Annotated in this window: 17 protein-coding genes and 1 tRNA gene; 9 read left to right on the forward strand and 9 right to left on the reverse strand. The window is 70.0% G+C overall.

Translation table 11 applies throughout. The features are described from left to right. Window positions 1-16: 16 nt before the first annotated feature. From rsgA to ACO0LU_RS03775, 3 genes are read right to left on the reverse strand one after another with little or no spacing between them, the layout of a single operon-like run. Entirely contained in the window at window positions 17-1,039 is a 1,023-nt protein-coding gene (gene rsgA, locus ACO0LU_RS03765; protein WP_424790076.1) for a ribosome small subunit-dependent GTPase A, read from the reverse strand. Further along, complete coding sequence (gene aroA / locus ACO0LU_RS03770) at window positions 1,036-2,331, reverse strand: 3-phosphoshikimate 1-carboxyvinyltransferase (RefSeq protein ID WP_424790077.1); 1,296 nt, start codon at window positions 2,329-2,331, stop codon at window positions 1,036-1,038. The genes rsgA and aroA overlap by 4 nt, the downstream gene beginning before the upstream one ends. A 10-nt stretch (window positions 2,332-2,341) precedes the next feature. Next, entirely contained in the window at window positions 2,342-2,848 is a 507-nt protein-coding gene (locus tag ACO0LU_RS03775; protein WP_424790078.1) for a DoxX family protein, read from the reverse strand. Between the two features lie 116 nt (window positions 2,849-2,964). On the opposite strand from ACO0LU_RS03775, the gene ACO0LU_RS03780 reads away from it, so the two are divergent. Both ACO0LU_RS03780 and rsrA read left to right on the forward strand, forming a co-directional pair. After that, complete coding sequence (locus tag ACO0LU_RS03780) at window positions 2,965-3,684, forward strand: sigma-70 family RNA polymerase sigma factor (protein ID WP_424790079.1); 720 nt, start codon at window positions 2,965-2,967, stop codon at window positions 3,682-3,684. Next, window positions 3,681-3,950: a mycothiol system anti-sigma-R factor gene (gene rsrA, locus ACO0LU_RS03785; RefSeq protein WP_424790080.1), complete on the forward strand. Its 270-nt coding sequence runs from the start codon at window positions 3,681-3,683 to the stop codon at window positions 3,948-3,950. Before ACO0LU_RS03780 ends, rsrA begins: the two co-directional genes overlap by 4 nt. A gap of 92 nt (window positions 3,951-4,042) precedes the next feature. Here rsrA and ACO0LU_RS03790 read toward each other — a convergent pair whose 3' ends face one another. Beyond that, window positions 4,043-4,117 carry a 50S ribosomal protein bL37 gene (locus ACO0LU_RS03790; protein WP_424788671.1) on the reverse strand — a complete coding sequence of 25 codons (75 nt, stop codon included), beginning with the start codon at window positions 4,115-4,117 and terminating at the stop codon, window positions 4,043-4,045. Between the two features lie 148 nt (window positions 4,118-4,265). Between ACO0LU_RS03790 and ACO0LU_RS03795 the strand changes: the two genes are divergently transcribed. After that, on the forward strand, window positions 4,266-5,237 hold the full coding sequence (locus ACO0LU_RS03795; RefSeq protein WP_424790081.1) for a zinc-binding dehydrogenase: 972 nt from the start codon (window positions 4,266-4,268) through the stop codon (window positions 5,235-5,237). Between the two features lie 7 nt (window positions 5,238-5,244). Here the strand turns inward: ACO0LU_RS03795 and ACO0LU_RS03800 are convergent, their stop codons facing one another. The 4 genes from ACO0LU_RS03800 to ACO0LU_RS03815 form a co-directional block, all read right to left on the reverse strand. After that, window positions 5,245-5,829 carry a GDSL-type esterase/lipase family protein gene (locus ACO0LU_RS03800; RefSeq protein WP_424790082.1) on the reverse strand — a complete coding sequence of 195 codons (585 nt, stop codon included), beginning with the start codon at window positions 5,827-5,829 and terminating at the stop codon, window positions 5,245-5,247. Continuing rightward, window positions 5,826-9,665 (reverse strand): multifunctional oxoglutarate decarboxylase/oxoglutarate dehydrogenase thiamine pyrophosphate-binding subunit/dihydrolipoyllysine-residue succinyltransferase subunit, encoded by a 3,840-nt coding sequence (locus tag ACO0LU_RS03805; protein ID WP_424790189.1) that lies wholly within the window; start codon window positions 9,663-9,665, stop codon window positions 5,826-5,828. Before ACO0LU_RS03805 ends, ACO0LU_RS03800 begins: the two co-directional genes overlap by 4 nt. Before the next feature lie 232 nt (window positions 9,666-9,897). After that, window positions 9,898-11,040, reverse strand: a complete 1,143-nt coding sequence (locus ACO0LU_RS03810) for a sensor histidine kinase (RefSeq protein ID WP_424790083.1) — start codon at window positions 11,038-11,040, stop codon at window positions 9,898-9,900. A 9-nt stretch (window positions 11,041-11,049) separates the two neighbouring features. Further along, complete coding sequence (locus tag ACO0LU_RS03815) at window positions 11,050-11,772, reverse strand: response regulator transcription factor (RefSeq protein ID WP_424788596.1); 723 nt, start codon at window positions 11,770-11,772, stop codon at window positions 11,050-11,052. A gap of 217 nt (window positions 11,773-11,989) precedes the next feature. On the opposite strand from ACO0LU_RS03815, the gene ACO0LU_RS03820 reads away from it, so the two are divergent. Beyond that, window positions 11,990-12,895: a M23 family metallopeptidase gene (locus ACO0LU_RS03820; RefSeq protein ID WP_424790084.1), complete on the forward strand. Its 906-nt coding sequence runs from the start codon at window positions 11,990-11,992 to the stop codon at window positions 12,893-12,895. A 70-nt stretch (window positions 12,896-12,965) separates the two neighbouring features. On the opposite strand, the gene ACO0LU_RS03825 is transcribed toward ACO0LU_RS03820, so the two are convergent. Next, window positions 12,966-13,041, reverse strand: a tRNA-Arg gene (locus ACO0LU_RS03825). Window positions 13,042-13,210: 169 nt separating this feature from the next. On the opposite strand from ACO0LU_RS03825, the gene ACO0LU_RS03830 reads away from it, so the two are divergent. The 5 genes from ACO0LU_RS03830 (at window position 13,211) to thrC (ending at window position 18,856) form a co-directional block, all read left to right on the forward strand. Further along, entirely contained in the window at window positions 13,211-14,251 is a 1,041-nt protein-coding gene (locus tag ACO0LU_RS03830; protein ID WP_424790085.1) for a hypothetical protein, read from the forward strand. 4 nt (window positions 14,252-14,255) lie between these two features. Next, window positions 14,256-15,041 carry a hypothetical protein gene (locus ACO0LU_RS03835; protein ID WP_424790086.1) on the forward strand — a complete coding sequence of 262 codons (786 nt, stop codon included), beginning with the start codon at window positions 14,256-14,258 and terminating at the stop codon, window positions 15,039-15,041. After that, on the forward strand, window positions 15,038-16,381 hold the full coding sequence (gene lysA / locus ACO0LU_RS03840) for a diaminopimelate decarboxylase (protein WP_424790087.1): 1,344 nt from the start codon (window positions 15,038-15,040) through the stop codon (window positions 16,379-16,381). Before ACO0LU_RS03835 ends, lysA begins: the two co-directional genes overlap by 4 nt. A gap of 106 nt (window positions 16,382-16,487) precedes the next feature. Further along, complete coding sequence (locus ACO0LU_RS03845; RefSeq protein ID WP_424790088.1) at window positions 16,488-17,795, forward strand: homoserine dehydrogenase; 1,308 nt, start codon at window positions 16,488-16,490, stop codon at window positions 17,793-17,795. Then, the gene (thrC, locus tag ACO0LU_RS03850; protein ID WP_424790089.1) at window positions 17,795-18,856 is read left to right on the forward strand and encodes a threonine synthase; all 1,062 of its coding nucleotides are present in this window, start codon (window positions 17,795-17,797) and stop codon (window positions 18,854-18,856) included. Before ACO0LU_RS03845 ends, thrC begins: the two co-directional genes overlap by 1 nt. Window positions 18,857-18,858: the final 2 nt, after the last annotated feature.

Raw genomic sequence — 18,858 nt, forward strand, 5'->3', positions numbered from 1 at the left:
TCCGCACCCGGCAGCCTCAATCGGAGGAAGTGCGGCTGGCCAGCAGCCTGCGGAACGAGGCCAGCCTGGCCTCTCCGACCGCTCCGGCCCTCCCCGAGTCCACCCAGTCATCCAGTGCGCAGTCCGGGGCGTCCGCGGTGTGGGTGCACCCCCGCGGGCAGTCCTGGGCGACGGCACCCAGGTCCTCGAAGGCGTGCACCAGGCTGTCGGGGTCCACGTGCGCCAGACCGAAGGAGCGCACACCCGGGGTGTCGATGATCCAGCCCCCCTGCGGGAGCGGCAGGGCCACCGCCGAGGTGGAGGTGTGCCGCCCGCGGCCGGTGGTCACGTTGACCTTGCCCACCGCCCGGTCCGCCTGCGGGACCAGGGCGTTGACCAGCGTGGACTTGCCCACCCCGGAATGACCGACCATCACCGACATCCGACCGGTCACGGCCGCGCGAAGTTCCGCCAAGCCGGTGATGTCCGACGGCGTGGCCGCCCCGGGTGCGGCGGTCACCACCGCGGAGACGCCCAGGGAGGTATAGGCGGACAGGAACTCCTCGGGGTCGGCCAGGTCCGCCTTGGTCAGGCACAGTAAGGCATCCATGCCGGCGTCGAAGGCCGCGACCAGGCAGCGGTCCACCATGCGTGGGCGTGGTTCGGGCTCGGCCAGGGCGGTGACGATGACCAGTTGATCGGCATTGGCCACGAGCACCCGCTCGGCGCCCTCGACGTCCTCGGCGGAGCGGCGCAGCGCGGTGCGTCGTTCGTGCACGCGCACCACCCGCGCCAGGGTGTCGGAGGCGCCGGAGGTGTCCCCGACCACATCCACCCGGTCCCCGACCACGACGGCGGCCCGGCCCAGTTCCCGGGCCATCATCGCCACCACTGCCACGCCGTCGTCGGTGAGTAGCCGCGCCCGGCCACGGTCCAGTCCGATCACCAGCGCCGGGATCGCGTCGGCGTGGTCCGGCCGCCTCTTGCTGCGCGGCCGGCTGCCACGGGAGTTCGGGCGGATCCGCACGTCCGCCTCGGAGTACTCGCGCGGTGACCTCATGCCCCGGTGAGCATCGAGTGCCACATGGTGGCGAAGCCGGGCACGGTCTTGGCGGTCGTGGCTATATCCACCACACCCACCCCGTCCACCGCCAGGCCGATGATGGCGGCGAACATCGCCATCCGGTGGTCGTGGTAGGTCCGCAGCACCGCGGGGCGCAGGTCGCCGCCGTCGATGATCACGCCGTCCTCGGTCTCCTCGGCCCGACCCCCGAGCCGGGTGATCTCGGTGACCAGCGCAGCCAACCGGTCGGTTTCGTGCCCGCGCAGGTGGGCGATGCCGCGCAACCTCGAACGACCAGGTGCCAGGGCGGCCAGTGCGGCCAGGGCCGGGGTGAGTTCCCCGGCCTGGCTCAGGTCCAAGTCCACCGGTGCCAGGGTGCCGCCGCCGCGGGCGGTGAGCACGCCGTCGTCGTCGAGGTCCACCTGGCCGCCGAAGGCGGTCAGGAACTCTGGCAGCAGAGCTCCCGGCTGGGTGGTGCGGGCAGGCCAGTGCGGGATCCGCACCTGCCCACCGGCCACCAGCGCGGCGGCCAGGAACGGTGCGGCGTTGGAGAGGTCCGGCTCGACGGCGACGTGCCCACCGGCGATCGGGCCCGGTTCGACCCGCCACTGACCCGCAGTGGTGTCATCCACCACGACCCCCCGTTCCCGCAGCGTGGCCACCGTCATGTCGATGTGCGGCTGGCTGGGCAGCACCGATCCGACGTGGCGCAGGGTGAGCCCGGAGGTGAACCGTGGGGCCGCCAGGAGCAGGGCGGAGACGAACTGGGAGGAGGCGGCGGCATCGATCTGCACCTGTCCACCCGCCACCGCACCGGCACCGTGCACGGTCACCGGCAGGAACTGCGGCGGGTCCTGCTCGCCGCCGAGAGCCACGCCCAGGTCCGCCAGGGCGGTCAGCACCGGGCCCATCGGCCGCGACCGGGCCGCGGCGTCACCGTCCAGATGCACCGCACCGGTGGCCAGCGCCGCGATCGGGGGGATGAACCGCATCACTGTCCCGGCCAGTCCGCAGTCGATCCGGGCCCCGCCCTGCAATTGACCAGGAGTGATGGAGATCGAGGTGGGGTCCTGCTCGTCGATGGTGATCGTGGTGCCCAGCGACCGCAGCGCCCCGATCATCAGGTCCGCGTCCCGGGAGCGCAGCGCACCGGTGATGGTGGTCGGCTCCTGAGCCAGGGCGGCCAGGGGCAGGTAACGGTTGGTCAGCGACTTCGATCCGGGGATCACGACGGTGGCGTCGAGGCCCAGGGTGGCAAGCGGAGCCGCCCACACCTGATCGGTGGTCATCGAGAGGGCCTCATGCGGCCTTGGCTGCCTTCACCCGGCTGCGCATGTCCGACTTCACCTCGGCGAGTTCGGCGCGGTGCTCCTTGGCGTTGCGCCGTTTCCAACTCAGCGACGGCTCACCCTCCCGGTCGGAGGCGGCGATGATCAACCCGCCGAGCAGGCCCAGATTGCGTAGCAGCGTGCTGCGCGCGGCGCGGCGCTCCTCGGGTGTGCCGGTCGTGGGCCGGTTCAGCACGGTGAGCGGGACTGCGACCAGAGCGAGGATCCCGGCGGCCAGGCGGGGCGCTTTGCCGGTGGCCAGCAGCACCCCGGCACCCACCGATATGGCACCGCTGATCTTGGCCAGCGTCACCGTGTCCTCGGGCAATCCCGAGACCTTCTCGGAGGCGGCTTTGAGCGGCTTGGCGACCGGCTCGAGCTTCTCGGCGTGCCGTTCCGGATTCCGCATCGCGTCCCACCCGTCCACGATGAACACGGAGGCGAGCAAGGGGCGGGCCAGTCTGCGCAGCGAAGTCATAGGTCCATTGCTACCGCAGAATGGGCTCGAGCGCGAGCTTTTCGGTGAGATGGCCGTATCGGCGAGGGTTGGGAATAGCCGGGCGGGTGGAGACGGTTGTCCATGATGTGCAGGTGATGACGAGGGACCGTGAGCAGGCTGTGCCCGCCGGGCTGCGCGGGGGCTGGGGAGGGCTAGGCTTGCAGGTGATGAATGATCACGGTGAACCCTCCGGTACCGGCGCCGCTCAGGACGAGCGGTCGCCCCGGCGTGCGCCCGAGGAGGAGACCGTCGCAGAGCGTGACCGCCGCTTCCAGGACGAAGCACTGCCCTACCTGGACCAACTCTACGGCGCCGCGCTGCGGATGACCCGCAAGCCCGAGGATGCCGAGGACCTGGTCCAGGAGGCCTTCTCCAAGGCCTATGCGGCCTTCGGGCAGTACCGCCCGGGCACCAACCTGAAGGCGTGGCTGTACCGGATCCTGACCAACTCCTACATCAATTCGTATCGCAAGAAGCAGCGTGAGCCGCAGCAGTCCGATGCCGAGGAGGTCGAGGACTGGCAGATCCATCGCGCGGCCTCGCACACCTCCACCGGGTTGCGCTCGGCCGAGGCCGAGGCGATCGACGCCCTGGGTGACGACGTGGTGAAGGAGGCGTTGACTGCGCTCCCTGAGGATCGCCGCCTGGCGGTGTACCTGGCCGACGTGGAGGGGTTCGCCTACAAGGAGATCGCCGAGATCATGGACACCCCGATCGGTACGGTGATGTCGCGCTTGCATCGAGGCCGCGCGCAGTTGCGCACCCTACTGGCCGACCATGCCCGGTCCCTGGGGATCAAGGTGGAGAAGGTATGAACTCAGAGATCCGCCGCGCAGCCCAGTTGTGCAACTGCGCCGAGGCGTTGGAGCATCTGTCCGAGTACCTGGACTCGGAGATGGACGAGCGCGAACTGGAACGCCTGCGCACCCATATCGAGGACTGCGCCCAGTGCCTGGAGGCCCTCGCATCCGAACAGTCCCTGCGGGTGGTGCTGCGTCGCTCCTGCGCTGAGGTGGCGCCGCCCTCGCTGCGGTTGCGGGTGCTCTCCCAGATCACGGTGCAGCGCAATAGCTCACGCTGAGTGCGGACACGAAGCCGGGAGACGCAACAGCGCCGAGGGGATCGAAGGATCCGCACTCGGCGCTGATCTGACTGGTTGCGTGTTGCGCTGGCTCAGCTGTTGGGACGCTTGCCGCTGTTGGCAGCGTTCTTGCGGCGGGCCTTGCGCTTACGTCCGCGCTTGCTCATCGGGCGCACCTTCCGGTTCGTCGGTCACGTAGGGGTCGGAGACCACCGCCCATCATCCCACACGGGGCCCGTCGGGTGACAATCACGGGGTAGGCCGCCACTTCCGCGAACCCGGGCGATGGGTCCGGGCCACCACTAGGCTGTGCCGATGCGATGTGTCTACGTCCGGAGCCAGGATCCCGACCGCCCGCTGACCGGATTGGGCATCGGCCCGCTGGATCTTCATCCGCCCGAGGCCGACTGGGTGCCGGTGCAGGTCCGTGCGGCCTCGCTGAACCACCATGACCTGTGGAGTCTTCGCGGTGTGGGTCTGAGCGCCGACCGGCTTCCCATGGTGCTGGGCACCGACGCGGCCGGATTCGACCCCGACGGGCGGCGGGTGCTGGTGCACGCGGTGCTGACCAGCCCGGGCTGGGTGGGGGAGGAGACCCTGGACCCGCGACGCAGCCTGCTCTCCGAGCGCTACCCGGGCACGCTGGCCGAGCGGGTCTGGGTTCCCGCACGGAACGTGGTCGCCATCGCCGACGAGATGTCCTTCCCCGATGCGGCCTGCTTGCCCACCGCCTATCTGACCGCCTACCGCCTCCTGGTCGATGCCGCTGGCGTACGGCCCGGGCAGCGGGTGCTGATCCAGGGGGCCGGCGGCGGGGTGGCGACCGCCGCGACGGTGCTCGCCCGGGCCATGGGCGCGCACGTCGTGGTCACCTCCCGCTCCGAGGAGCGTCGGGAGGCAGCCCTGGCGATCGGTGCGCACCAGGCGGTAGCGGCCGGGGAGCGGATCGAACCGGTGGATGCGGTGATCGAGACCGTCGGGGAGGCCACCTGGTCCCACTCGCTCCGTGCGCTGCGTCCCGGTGGTGTAGTCGCCGTCGCCGGAGCCACGTCCGGGGCGATGCCGCCGGCGGACCTCAACCGCGTGTTCTTCCGTAGCCTGCGAGTGGTCGGCTCCACCATGGGCACCCTGGAGCAACTGCACGGCCTCCTCGCGATGCTGCAGGCGACCGGGGTGCGCCCGGTGGTGGATTCGGTGCACGGGTTCGAGGAGGAGGGAATCCGCGCGGCGTTCGCGCGCCTGGACTCCGGTGCGGCGTTCGGCAAGGTCGTGCTCAGCCGCGACTGAGTGGCCCTCAGTTCTCCTCGGGCAGGCCCAGCCAGGAGTGCCAGCCGTTGTGCAACACCAGCCAGGCCAGCAGCCCGTAGCCGGCCTGGCCGGGGTGCACGCCGTCCCCGGCGGCGACGTCTGCCTGCCACTGCTCGTGGGCACGCAGCGGCGCGAACGTTTCCACGTAGGGCACCCGCCGCCGCCCACAGACGTCGGCGTAGGCTTCGGACAACCCGGCAAGCCCGGTCTCGGACGCTCCCGGACGCGGGGGAGGCCCGACGACGAAGGTCGGGATGGCGCGGGAGGCCGCGTCGTCGAGGACGTTGGCCAGGTTCAGCCGGCTCCGGGCCAGGGAGATCCCGTGCTCCAGGTCAGCGCACCCCGGCGCCACCACCAGGTGGCCGGGCTCCTTGCCGAACCGGCGGTTGCACTCGCTCTCCCACCGACCGGCCAGGGCCGTGCTGGTCTCCCCGGGTACGGCCAGGGTGAAGAACGCCGGTGGCTCCTCGGCGCGGGTGCGGGCGGCCACCCGGCCGACCCACCCCATGCCGCGGGCATCGCCGACTCCGGCGACCAACTCGTCCCCGACGATGCAGATCCGTGTGCTCACCGGGTGAAGGCTTCGTCCAGCAGTGTCTCCTGCTCGCGCGCATGCACCTTGCCCGAGCCGGTGGACGGTGCCGCCGACTCCGGCCTGGTGACGCCCCGGATACCCCGCTGCGCCACTGCGGGCACCGCCTCGGGAAGGTTCACGTACAGGTAGTTCCACGCGCCCTGGTTGCGCGGCTCGTCCTGCACCCAGAGCAGTTCGGCGTCGCCGTAGCGGTCGAGTTCGGCAGCGATCTCCTCGGCCGGCAGCGGGTAGAGCTCCTCCACCCGTACCAGCGCGGTGCGGTCGTCGTTCTCCTTGATCCGGCGCGCGAGCAGGTCGTAGTAGATACGTCCGCTGCACAGCATCACCCGGTCCACCTTGGCGGCGTCGATGTGCTCATCGCCGATCACCGGGCGGAAGGTGCCGGTGGTGAAGTCCTCCACCTGGGACGTCGCCGCCCGCAGCCGCAGCAACTGCTTGGGGGTGAACACCACCAGGGGCAGACGCGGGCGCTGGTAGGCCTGGCGCCGTAGCAGATGGAAGTGGTTGGCCGGGGTGGAGGGCTGGGCAACGATCATGTTGTCCTCGGCGCCGAGTTGCAGGAAGCGCTCGATCCGAGCCGAGGAATGGTCCGGCCCCTGGCCCTCGTACCCGTGCGGCAGGAGCAGCACCACCGAGGAATTCTGGCCCCACTTCTGCTCCGCGGAGGAGATGAACTCGTCGATGACGATCTGGGCACCGTTGACGAAGTCACCGAACTGGGCCTCCCACAGCACCAGGGCATCGGGCCGCTCCACCGAGTAGCCGTACTCGAAGGCCAGTGCCGCGTACTCACTCAGCAGGGAGTCGTGCACCCAGAACTTGGCCTGGTCGGCGGCCAGATACATCAGCGGGGTCCACTCCGCACCGGTGTGGTAGTCGTGCAGGACCGCGTGCCGCTGCACGAACGTGCCGCGGCGGGAGTCCTGACCGGCCAGGCGAACCGGGGTGCCCTCCAGGAGCAGCGACCCGAAGGCCATCAACTCCCCGAAGGCCCAGTCCACGTTGCCCTCGGTGGCCATCTTGGCCCGCCGCTGCAACAGCTTGTCCAGTTTCGGGTGCACCGTGAAGCCCTCCGGCGGGCGCGTGTGCGCTTCACCGACGCGGGCCAGCAGGTTGGCCGGCACGGCGGTCTGCCAGCCGACCATCACCCCGGCGTCCTCCTGCTGGGACTCCGGACGCTCCAGGCCGGCCACCGTTGTCGGGTCATCGGAGTTCTCGGCGTTGCGCGACTCGGTGAAGACCCGCTCCAACTCCTTGCGGTAGTCGGCGAGGAACTCCTCGGCCTCCTCCTCGGTGAGGTCACCGCGTCCCACCAGCGCCTCGGTGAACAGGGTGCGCACCGAGCGCTTGTCCTCGATCAGGGAGTACATCACCGGCTGGGTCATCGAGGGGTCATCACCCTCGTTGTGCCCGCGGCGGCGGTAGGACACCATGTCGATGATGACGTCGCGGTTGAACTCCTGGCGGTAGTCGAAGGCCAGCGCCGCGACGTGCGCCACCGCCTCCGGGTCATCACCGTTGACGTGGAAGATCGGCACCTGCAGACCCTTGGCCACGTCGGTGGCGTAGAGCGTGGACCGGGTGGAGGAGGCGCCGGCGGTGAAGCCGACCTGGTTGTTGATCAGGATGTGCACGGTGCCGCCGGTGCGGTAGCCGCGCAACTGGGCGAGCTGGAGGGTCTCGGTCACCACGCCCTGGCCGGAGAACGCGGCGTCACCGTGGATCAGGACCGGTAGCACCGAGAAGCCCGAGCCGCCCATGTCGATCCGGTCCTGCTTGGCCCGCACCACACCTTCCAGGACTCCGTTGACCGCCTCCAGGTGGGAGGGATTGGCAGCTAGGTAGACCTTGGTGGTCTCCCCGTCCACGGCGGTGTAGGTGCCCTCGGTGCCCAGGTGGTACTTGACGTCACCGCTGCCCTGCACGGTGCGCGGGTCCTGGTTGCCCTCGAACTCGGCGAAGATCTGCCGGTAGGACTTGCCCGCGATGTTGGCCAGCACGTTCATCCGGCCTCGGTGCGGCATCCCGATGGCCACCTCGTCCAGGCCCTCCTGGGCGGCGCGCTGCAGGATCCGGTCCAACATCGGGATCAGGGACTCGCCACCTTCGAGGCTGAAGCGCTTCTGACCCACGTACTTGGTCTGCAGGAACGTCTCGAACGCCTCGGCGGCGTTGAGGGTGCGCAGGATCTGGCGCTGCTCGGCTCCGACCGGCTTGGTCCAGCCCGACTCCAGGCGGCGCTGCAACCAGCGGCGCTGGGCGCCATCGTGCAGGTGCATGTACTCCACGCCGATGGTGCGGCAGTAGGAGTTGCGCAGCAGTCCGAGGATGTCGCGCAGCGGCATCCGGGCCTTGTCACCGAAGCCGCCGGTGGGGAAGGTCCGGTCCAGGTCCCACAGGGTCAGGTTGTGGTTCTGCACGTCCAGGTCGGGGTGCTTGCGCTGGCGGTAGGCCAGCGGGTCGGTGTCGGCGATCAGGTGGCCGCGGGACCGGAAGGCGTGGATCAACTCGGCGATCCGGGCCGGCTTGGTGAGTTCGTCGTCCTCGGTACCGGCGATGTCGGTGGTCCAGCGGACCGGCTCGTAGGGGACGCGCAACGACGCGAAGACGCGGTCGTAGAAGCCGTCCTCACCGAGCAGCTTGGAGTGAACGATCCGCAGGAAGTCACCGGACTGGGCGCCCTGGATGATCCTGTGGTCGTACGTGGAGGTCAGGGTCATCGTCTTGGAGATGCCCATCCGGGCCAGGGTCTCGGACGAGGCGCCCTGGAACTCGGCCGGATAGTTCATGGCGCCCACGCCGATGATGGTGCCCTGGCCCTGCATCAGCCGCGGTACCGAGTGCTCGGTGCCGATGGTTCCGGGGTTGGTCAGGGTGATGGTGGTGCCGGTGAAGTCCTCCACCGTCAGTTTCCCGTCGCGGGCCTTGCGAACCAGTTGTTCGTAGGCGAGCCAGAACTCGGCGAAGTTCATCTGCTCCGCGCCCTTGATCGAGGGCACCAGGAGTTGGCGGGTGCCGTCCGGGCGGGGCAGGTCGATCGCCAGGCCGAAGTTGACGTTGGCCGGGTTGACGATCCCGGGCTTGCCGTCCACCTCGCGGTAGCCGGCGTTCATCTCGGGCATGTCCGCCAGTGCCTCGACGATCGCGAACCCGATCAGGTGGGTGAAGGAGACCTTCCCGCCCCGGCCGCGCTGCAGATGGTTGTTCAGCACGATCCGGTTGTCGACCATCAACTTCGCCGGGATGGAGCGCACGCTCGTGGCGGTGGGGACGGTCAGCGAGGACTCCATGTTGGTGACCACGCGGGCCGCGGCCCCACGCAGCCGGGAGGCCTCGTCATCGCCGCCCGTGCTCCGCGGACCACCGGCGGTGGGTGCCGAGGTGTAGGTGGCAGTGGCGGCCACGGCGGTCACCTCGGGAGCGGCCGGGGGCAGGTCGGCGGGGACCTGGGTGCCCGAGGCGTCGGTCTTCTCGGCCTGCACCGAGTCGGCCGAGTGTGCCTCGGCGTCCACCGGTGCGGGGTCCGGTGCGGGCTCGGCGACGGCCCGGGCGGCCCTGGCCTGCCGGGCGGGTTCGTCGCGACCGGACGCGGCCCTGCCGGTCTCGTCGGTGCCGGACTCGGACCGTTCGGCGTCGTCCGCGCCGTCGGCTGCGGGCGCGCCGTCGGTGCCGTTGTCCGCGCTCGCGTCCTCATCACGGTAGGACGCGAAGAACTTCCGCCAAGCGGGATCGACGAGGGAGGCGTCCTTCTTGTACTTGGCGAACTGCTCTTCGATGAGCCATTCGTTTCCGCCGAAGGATTCCGCGCTCAGCGCGGGGTTTGCTGGGGCCTGCTCGGACACGCGGGGATCGCCCTCTTCCACAACGATGAGTGTGTTGATGAACACCCCCAAGCCTAAGCGACGAGGTCCCGGGGAACGTCGTCAAAGTGCCGTGGAGCACACGGAAATCTCGGGATCGAGCCGATGTCGACCCGGCTGTTCAAGAGCCGGTCAACATCGAGTCAGCGATCACGCTCGATGGGGTCGACGGCTGGTGTGGAAATCACCTCGGCCCGGGCCAGGTGCTGCGGGCCGAGGAAGGTCCCGTGGTGGGCAGCCGAACCCGGACCGTGGTGCCCAGCGGCGGGGTGGAGTCGGCGATGGCGATGGTGCCGCCGTGCAGGTCGACAGCCCAGCGGGCGATGGCAAGGCCCAGACCGGTGCCGCCGGTGGACTCACCGACACGCTGGTCGGGGGCGTTGCCGCGTTCGAATCGTTCGAAGACCTTGACCCGGTCCGCCTTCGGAATACCCTCGCCCTCGTCGGTCACATCGATCACCACCTCGTCGCCGGCGCTGCCGTACCGCGCCAGCAGTTGGATCCGGCCACCGTCGGGGGAGTGCCGGGAGGCGTTGGCGACCAGGTTGGACAGGACCTGCCGCAGGCGTTCCACGTCGGCGCGCAAGCGCAGGTCCTCCGGGGTGGTGCGCACCTGCCAGGTCAGTTCACGGGTGTGCTGCGCGGCGGCGTGACGGGCCTGGTCCGCCACCTCCTGGAGCAGGTCTTGCACGGTCACATCGGTCAGATCCAGGTTCACGGCGCCTGCTTCCAGGCGGGACAGGTCCAGCAGATAGGTGACTAGCCTGGACAGCCGTTCCAACTGGGTCAGCGTGGCCTCCAGCGCCGGACCGTCGGCCGGCACCACCCCGTCGGCCATGTTCTCCAGTTGCGCGCGCAGGGCGGCGACGGGGGTGCGCAACTCGTGCGAGACGTTGGCCACCATCTCCCGTCGCTGGCTGTCCAGGGTGTGCAGTTCGGTGGCCATCGAGTTGAAGGCGGCGGCGAGTTCGCCGACCTCGTCCTGGCTGTCGGTGTGCACCCGGGTGCTGTATTCCCCACGTGCCATCGCCCGGGCAGCGGCAGTCATCTCGCGCAGCGGCCGGGTCATCCCTCGCGCCAGGATCTGGGTGATGAGCAAGGAGGAGACCAGGGCCACCGGGAAGGTGCGCAGCACCCCGAAATCGAACCGGATACCCACCCAGGTCACCAGCGTGAACATCACCACCGTGGCAGCGATGATCACGATCAGTTTCATCTTGATCGAGCGCATCGGGTCCAGCGGACGCAACTCGGCCAGCGCGGTGGTGAACCGTCGCCACCAGGTCACCTCGGTGGAACGCGCGTGCCGCAGGCTCGAGGTGTTCACGGTGGCGCCTCAACCACCGGTGGGCTCGAAGGAGTAGCCGACGCCGTGCACGGTGCGGATCAGGTCCGCACCCAACTTCCGCCGCAGCGCTTTGACGTGAGAGTCCACGGTCCTCGTGCCCGAGGCGTCGGCCCAGTCCCACACCTCGGCGAGCAGGCGCTCGCGGGACAGGACGGTGCCCGGTTGGGTGGCCAGGCAGACCAACAGGTCGAACTCGGTGGGGGTCAGATGCGCCGGCTCCCCGCCCCGCTGCACCCGGCGCGAGGCGCGGTCGATCCGCACGTCGCCGAGTTGGATCGGAGGTTCGGCGGAACTGTTCACCGCCGCGTTGCGGGCCCGCTGCACCCGGCGCAGCAGCACCTTGAGCCGGGCGAGCAACTCACGCATCGAGAATGGTTTGGTCATATAGTCATCGGCGCCCACTCCCAGACCGATGATCATGTCGGTCTCATCGTCGCGGGCGGTGAGCATCAGGATCGGGGCGCCCGGTGCCGACTCACCGTGGTGGTCGGACTGGATCCGGCGGCACACCTCCAGGCCGTCGATGCCGGGCAGCATCACATCCAGCACGATGATGTCCGGGCGCACCTCGCGGGCGCGCTCGACCCCGGCGTGGCCGTCGTGGGCCACGTGCACCTGCCACCCTTCGGCTTCCAGCCGGTGGGCGATCTGGGCGGCAATCTCCGTCTCGTCCTCGATGATCAGGGCCACGGTCGCTGTCGTGCCAGGCATGGCCAAACTCTGTCACACATCCCCGCGCGAGGGGGTGAACCGTGCGCCCGGGCAGGGGTGATGCGGGTTGTGAAGGAATTGTCCACAGGTGTGGCGACTTCCACAGCGGAAGCCGGCAACGTTGCCCCGGCACCGTGTCCGTACCGTTATAGTGGCTCGCGGTGCGTTTGCGCACCGCCCGATGTTCCTGTATCCCCGCCGTGCCGCCGGAGACTGTGTGACTGCCAAGCGTGTGTCGAACGAGACCGCGCTGACCCGACGCCAGTTGCGCGAGCAGGCCCGGGTCGAGGCCGCCCGGAGGAACCGGCCGCACCGCCCTGCAGGGCGGTGGATGGGTCGATTGGCCGTGCTCACCGCGCTGGGCTTGGCTACCTGGGTGGTCCCGGCCACGGGCGTGGTGCTGCCTCAGGTCGAGGTCGAGGAGGATCGGCCGGCGATGCTGGCCGACGCCAGTGCGCTGGACACCCTGGTCAGCGATGTGCCCTCGGAGTCCGGCGCGCACGCGACGACGGCGCTGCTCGCCGACCCGGAGGCCTCCAGCCGGGCGCTGGTGGCCGCCAGTCGCAACCTGGCCGAGCGCGGTGCCCCCGGTTGCGGGGTGTCGGCGGTGGAGGCGAACGGAACCCTGGCCGCGGAGTCCTCCTCCAGCGAGGTGGACCTGGTGCGACCGCTGTCCGATGGCAGTTACCGGCTCACCTCCCACTACGGCTACCGGATCCACCCCATCTTCGGGCGCTACTCCGAACACACCGGGCTGGACTTCGCCGCACCGGTGGGGACCCCGATCCATGCCATTGCCGACGGCGTGGTGACCCATGCCGGTGCGGGCCGGGACGGGCGCAGCGGAATGTTGGTGATCATCGAGCACGAGATCAACGGTGCTCCGGTGTGGAGTTGGTACGTGCACATGTACCCCAACGGCGTCTACGTCAACGTGGGCCAGCAGGTGGCTGCGGGCGAGGTGATCGGTGCGGTGGGCTCTTATGGCAACTCCACCGGGCCGCACCTGCACCTGGAGATCCACGTGGATCAGAATCTGACCACGGTGGACCCGAACGTCTGGTTGAACCAGCAGGGCGCGCTGCCGCTGAACTCCGAGACGATGGCCTGCGCCCAGGACTGAGTGGTCCCGAAAGCCCGAACGGCCCGGCAATGCGACTGAGCGACGACTGGGTGGCCCTGACACCAAGTGCTGGTGCCCCCGACAGGATTCGAACCTGTGGCCTTCTGCTCCGGAGGCAGACGCTCTATCCACTGAGCTACGGGGGCGTGGTCGCCGAGACGAGAGGCTATCAGCACTGACGGGGTGAGACCGAACCGCAGGGCAAGGTGCGTCCGGGGTCACACCTGAGGCCGCCCCGCAGCGGGCTGCCCTTACGATGAGAACCGTGCTGTATTGACGAGAACCACCGTTTGATCGCACCGAGGAGTTGCCGCGATGACCCAACCGCCCGAGCAGGGACCCGGTAGCGGACCGGAGGGTTCTGATCACCCCACCCAGTCCTTCGGTCATCCCGCAGCTGACCAGCCCACGCGCTCCTTCCCGTCGTCGGGTGAGGCTCAGCCGGGTGACGGCCAGCAGCCCGGCTACGGCCAGCAGCCCGGCTATGCGCAGCAGCCTGCCCACAGCCAGCAGCCCGGCTATCAGCCCGGCTACGGCCAGCAGCCCGGCTATGCGCAGCAGCCCGGCTACGGCCAGCAGCCCGGCTATGCGCAGCAGGCCGGCTACGGCGGAGCGTCCGGCCCGCAGCAACGCCGTCGGTCGCCCGCACTGATCGTGGTCGGGGTGATCGTGGCCGTACTGGTGCTCGCTGGCCTGGTCTTCGCCGCTGTGAGCCTCGCCGGCGGCGATGACGAGGACCCGGCCGTAGGCTCCGGGACCGAGGAGACCACGCAGGCTCCCGAGGCGGGGGACCAGCCTGAACCGGCCGACACCGATACGGGTGAGGGCGCCGACGAAGGTAGCGCCGACGAGGGGGACGCCGGCGAGGAGGGCGCGGCCGAGGACGACGCCCGTGACGAACCCGAGACCGAGCCCACCGGTGGGGAGTTGTACGACCACCTGAACCAGCACGCCACCGTGGTGGACGCAGAGAACTCCCAGTGGACCATCGACGAGGCCGGCTGGTCCGACCACGAACTCGGCGGGGCCAGCCCGGCCGAGGCCTACACCGCCGACTTCACCTCAGATGCCGACGAGTCGCTGACCATGTGGGCCGCGCTGTTCGATGACCTCGACGAGGCGGTCACCACCGCCGAGGGGCTGGTGGACGAACGCGGCCCCGCCGATGAGACCGGCGAGGTCTGGCGCATCGAGGATGACTCCGAGGTTGAGGACGACCTCGCGTACGGCGTCTTCCACATGTGGCAGGACGGATCCGAGATCGAGGTGATCTGGTGGGACGACACCGGCGTGGTGCGGCACCTGAACGGACCGGCCGAATCCACCTGGGACTTCTACCTGTGGGTCTCGATCTGACGTTGTGTGGCAGGAGGACCTGACCGCCCAGGTGGCCGCGGCGCTCGATCGTGACGATCTGGTGCTGGTGCGCGCACCTGCCGATCGGGGCGACTGGGCGACCCTGGTGCTACCGCCGCGACCAGTGGGGTCGGTGCTGGACCTGCCGGTCGTGCAGTGGGCGACCTGGGAGGATGGCCGGCTCTTCCTCACCCTGACCACCACCGCTCGCGGTCAGGTCGTGGCCGACGTCCTCACCGGACGGACACCGCCACCGCCGGCCCCGCCGCCGGCCGACTCCGAGCGGGCCAGGCGCTCGGCGGCACTGGCTCGCGCCGGTGGCGGAGTCGAACTCATGCCCGGCCGGCTCTACCCGGTACGTCGTGCCCATGCCCGCACCGCGATGCTGCTGCGCCAGGGCGTCGACCACGGGGTGCTGCCTGCGCCCGAGGACCCGGCCGGCAACGTACCGCCCGGGGTGCTGGCAGGGATCTGGCGGGACCTGGCGCACACCCGCACCGAGGACGCCCGCACCCGCGCGCTGCTGCTGGCCCTGGCGGCCGCCCACCTGGCCCGCCATCGCGCCCGCCTTCAGAACCGTGGCGCCCCGGTGGTGTCCAACCTCCGGCAGATCACGGACGCGTTCACCGACTGGTTCGCCCACTCCCGGGCCACACCCCGTGGCTCGATCACCCCTGATGCCCCCATCATGGATACCTACCGACTCAACCTCGCCCTGGCCTGTGCCACCGGTCTGGTGCTACGCACCGGCCTGCGGGAACTGGGCCTGACCGCACCGGAGAACCTGTGAGCACACCACCTGACGCCCACCTGTGGCCGTCCCGCACCACCGTGACCGAGGGGGCGTGGTCCGTGGACGGGGTTGCGCTAGTTGACATCGCCCAGGAGTTCGGCACACCCTCATACGTGCTGGACGTCGCCACGCTGCGGGAGCGGGCCCGGCGCTACCGCGACGCCCTCACCGGCGCCTTCGCCCCGCAGGGCATCGAGGTGGACGTCTACTACGCCTCCAAGGCCTTCAGTTCCACCGCGGTGCTGCGCTGGGTGCACGAGGAAGGATTGGCGGTGGACGTGGCGAGCCTGGGGGAACTGTCCACCGCGCTGAAGGCGCAGGTGCCGCCCACCCGGCTCGGTCTGCACGGGAACAACAAGTCCGACGACGAACTTGACCTGGCGGTGCGCTCCGGTGTGGGACGTATCGTCGTGGACTCACTGGAGGAGATCGAGCGCGTCGCACAGGTAGCCGCCGCGCACGGAGTGCGCCAGGGCGTCCTGGTGCGGGTGACCACCGGAGTGCACGCCGGCGGGCACGACTTCATCGCGACCGCGCACGAGGACCAGAAGTTCGGGCTGTCGCTGGCCACCGGTGCGGCCCGCCGGGCGCTGGAGACCATCGCCGTCAACACCTCGTTGCGCCTGCTCGGCCTGCACTCCCACATCGGCTCCCAGATCCTGGACAGCGCTGGATTCGCCGCTGCCGCCCAGGCACTGCTGGGCCTACGCGCCGACTTCGCCGCCGACCACGAATACGTGATGCCCGAGGTGGATCTTGGTGGTGGCTTCGGAGTGGCTTACACGCCCGGGGACCAGGAACTGGACATCACCGCCGCCGCCGGTGAACTCGCCGAGGTGGTGCGCTCCCAGAGTTCCCGGGACGGCCTGCCCGCCCCGGCGATCTCCTTCGAGCCCGGGCGGGCGATCATCGCCCCGGCGATGCTGACTCTGTACCGGGTCGGCACGTGCAAACCGGTGCGCACCGAGGAAGGCACCACCAGGCTCTATGTCTCGGTCGACGGGGGGATGAGCGATAACCTGCGCCCGGCCCTGTACGGGGCCGATTACCACGCACAGGTGGTCAGCCGGGACATCCCCGGCGAGACCGTGGTGGCCCGTGTGGTGGGTATGCATTGCGAGAGCGGGGACATCGTGGTGCGTGAGGTGAGGCTGCCGGCCGGGATCAGCCGCGGGGACCTGCTCGCGGTTCCGGTCACCGGAGCCTACGGACGCTCAATGGCCTCCAACTACAACCTGGTGCCCCGACCCGGTGTGGTCGCGGTGCAGGACGGGACGGCGCGCGAGATCGTGCGCCGCGAGAGCGTGGCCGACCTGCTCGCACTCGACGTGGGCTGAGCCGGCACCAGCCTCTCCTCCCCGTCCACCCGTCCACGCATCGGTCAGCACCACGGGCCTGCCACGGCGCCCCTTAGGGTGAGTCCGTCACCGCCGAGAGGAGATCATGGACACCATCGCGTCAGAACCAGTCCTGCGGGTCGCCGTGCTGGGCTGCGGAACGGTCGGCACCGAGGTGGTCCGGGGACTGCGCACGCAGGCCGAGGAACTGGCTGCCCGCAGCGGGACCCGCATGGAGATCAGTGCGATCATCGTGCGTGACACCACCCTCGCGCGAGACCCGGTGGTGCCGACGGAGTTGCTGGGCACCGATGCCCGGGCAGCGGTCGAGTCGGCCGACCTCGTGGTGGAGTTGATGGGCGGTATCGAACCGGCGCGCAGCCTCATCGTGGCCGCGCTGCGCCGCGGTGCCGGCGTGGTCACGGCGAACAAGGCGCTGCTGGCCACCCACGGCCCGGAGTTGTTCGAGGCCGCCGATGCCGCCGAGGCGGACCTGTTCTTCGAGGCTGCGGTGGCCGGTGCGGTGCCGGTGGTGCGCGGGGTGCGCGAGTCCCTGGCTGGAGACTCCATCAGCCGCATCGTGGGCATCGTCAACGGAACGACGAACTACATCCTGGACCAGATGAGCACCGCGGGCGTCGACTTCGACGAGGCCCTTGCCCAGGCCAAAGCCCTGGGCTACGCCGAGGCTGACCCCACCGCCGACGTCGACGGGCTGGACGCCGCGGCCAAGGCGGCGATCCTGGCCTCCCTGGCCTTCCACTCCCGTATCCACCTCGATGACGTGGCGGTCTCCGGGATCCGCGACATCACGCCCTCGGACATCGCGGCGGCCAAGCACTCCGGCCACGTGCTCAAACTGCTGGCGATCGCCGAACAGCGTCAGGACGAGACCGCCCGCGGCGTCGCGGTGCGGGTCCACCCTGCGCTCATCCCGCTGGACCACCCCCTCGCCAATGTGCGGGAGGCCTACAACGCCGTGCTGGTGCAGGCCGAAGGTGCGGGCACGCTGATGTTCTACGGCGCCGGTGCCGGTGGAGCGCCGACAGCCTCGGCGGTGCTGGGTGACCTGGTCGCTGCGGCACGCCACCGCTCCACCGGAGGGCGTGCACCGGCGGAGTCCGACTACGCTGCGCTGCGCTCCCTGCCGGCCGAGTACGTGCAGACGCGTTACCAGGTGCGCCTGGAGGTGCGCGACCGGCCCGGCGTGCTGGCCACGCTGGCTACCACCGTGTCGGAGCAGCACGTCTCGGTGGAGACCGTGCGGCAGACGGCCACCGAGGAGGGCCAGGCGACGCTGGTGCTGATCACCCATCTGGCCGATGAGCGGGCCCTGCAGGCGATGATCGAGGCAGTCGATAGGCTCGAGGACGTGCTGAGGATCTCCTCGGTGCTACGCGTGGAGGGACACTGATGGCCAAGCCGTGGCGGGGCGTGATCGCCGAGTACGCCGAGCGACTGCCGATCGATGACGTGGATCCGGTCATCACCTTGGGTGAAGGTGGTACCCCGCTGGTCCCGGCCCCGAGCCTCTCGGCCGCGACCGGCGCCCAGGTTCACATCAAGGTCGAGGGCGCCAACCCCACCGGGTCGTTCAAGGACCGCGGGATGACGATGGCGATGAGCAAAGTAGCCAGCGCCGGCACCGAGGTGGTGGTCTGCGCCTCCACCGGGAACACCTCGGCCTCCGCCGCGGCCTACGCCGCCCGGGCCGGGCTGCGCTGCGCGGTGATCCTGCCCGCCGGAAAGATCGCGGCGGGCAAACTCGCCCAGGCGATCGTGCACGGTGCCGAACTGGTGGCCGTGGACGGCAACTTCGACGACTGCCTGCGGATCGTGCGGCACCTGTCCCAGGCCTACCCGGTGGCCCTGGTGAACTCGGTGAACCCGTACCGGTTGCACGGGCAGAAGACGGCTGCCTTCGAGGTGGTCGACGTCCTGGGGGACGCCCCGCACATCCACGTGCTCCCGGTGGGCAACGCCGGGAACATCAGCGCCTACTGGATGGGGTACCGGGAGTACCTCAGCGATGACCTGGCCACCCGCACCCCACAGATGTGGGGCGTCCAGGCCGAGGGCGCGGCTCCGCTGGTCAAGGGGGAGGTGGTGGAGCACCCGGAGACCGTGGCCACCGCGATCCGGATCGGCAACCCCGCCTCCTGGGAACTGGCGGTGGCGGCGCGGGACGATTCCGGCGGGCGCATCGACGCCGTCAGTGACGCCCAGATCCTGGCTGCCCAGGAACTCCTGGCCCGCGAGGTGGGCATCTTCGTCGAACCGGCCTCCGCGGCGAGCGTGGCCGGTCTGCTCTCCCGCGCCGAGGCGGGCGCGGTGCCCGAAGGCGCCCAGGTGGTGTGCACCGTGACCGGGAACGGCCTGAAGGACATCGCCACCGCGTTGGGGCAGCGCCAGATCGACCCGCCCGTGATCTCCACCGACCCGGCAGCTGCGGCCCGCGCACTCGGATTGGACTGAGC

This window comes from Pseudactinotalea sp. Z1748, from assembly GCF_049725185.1.
In the GTDB taxonomy this organism is placed as follows: domain Bacteria; phylum Actinomycetota; class Actinomycetes; order Actinomycetales; family Beutenbergiaceae; genus CALKWS01.

Excerpts from the sequence above, each read along its gene's own strand:
- aroA (WP_424790077.1), bottom strand. The coding sequence starts at position 2,331 with ATGACCACCGATCAGGTGTGGGCGGCTCCGCTTGCCACCCTGGGCCTC.
- thrC (WP_424790089.1), top strand. The coding sequence starts at position 17,795 with ATGGCCAAGCCGTGGCGGGGCGTGATCGCCGAGTACGCCGAGCGACTG.
- ACO0LU_RS03830 (WP_424790085.1), top strand. The coding sequence starts at position 13,211 with ATGACCCAACCGCCCGAGCAGGGACCCGGTAGCGGACCGGAGGGTTCT.
- ACO0LU_RS03795 (WP_424790081.1), top strand. The coding sequence starts at position 4,266 with ATGCGATGTGTCTACGTCCGGAGCCAGGATCCCGACCGCCCGCTGACC.
- ACO0LU_RS03775 (WP_424790078.1), bottom strand. The coding sequence starts at position 2,848 with ATGACTTCGCTGCGCAGACTGGCCCGCCCCTTGCTCGCCTCCGTGTTC.
- rsgA (WP_424790076.1), bottom strand. The coding sequence starts at position 1,039 with ATGAGGTCACCGCGCGAGTACTCCGAGGCGGACGTGCGGATCCGCCCG.
- ACO0LU_RS03780 (WP_424790079.1), top strand. The coding sequence starts at position 2,965 with ATGACGAGGGACCGTGAGCAGGCTGTGCCCGCCGGGCTGCGCGGGGGC.
- ACO0LU_RS03815 (WP_424788596.1), bottom strand. The coding sequence starts at position 11,772 with ATGCCTGGCACGACAGCGACCGTGGCCCTGATCATCGAGGACGAGACG.
- rsrA (WP_424790080.1), top strand. The coding sequence starts at position 3,681 with ATGAACTCAGAGATCCGCCGCGCAGCCCAGTTGTGCAACTGCGCCGAG.
- ACO0LU_RS03845 (WP_424790088.1), top strand. The coding sequence starts at position 16,488 with ATGGACACCATCGCGTCAGAACCAGTCCTGCGGGTCGCCGTGCTGGGC.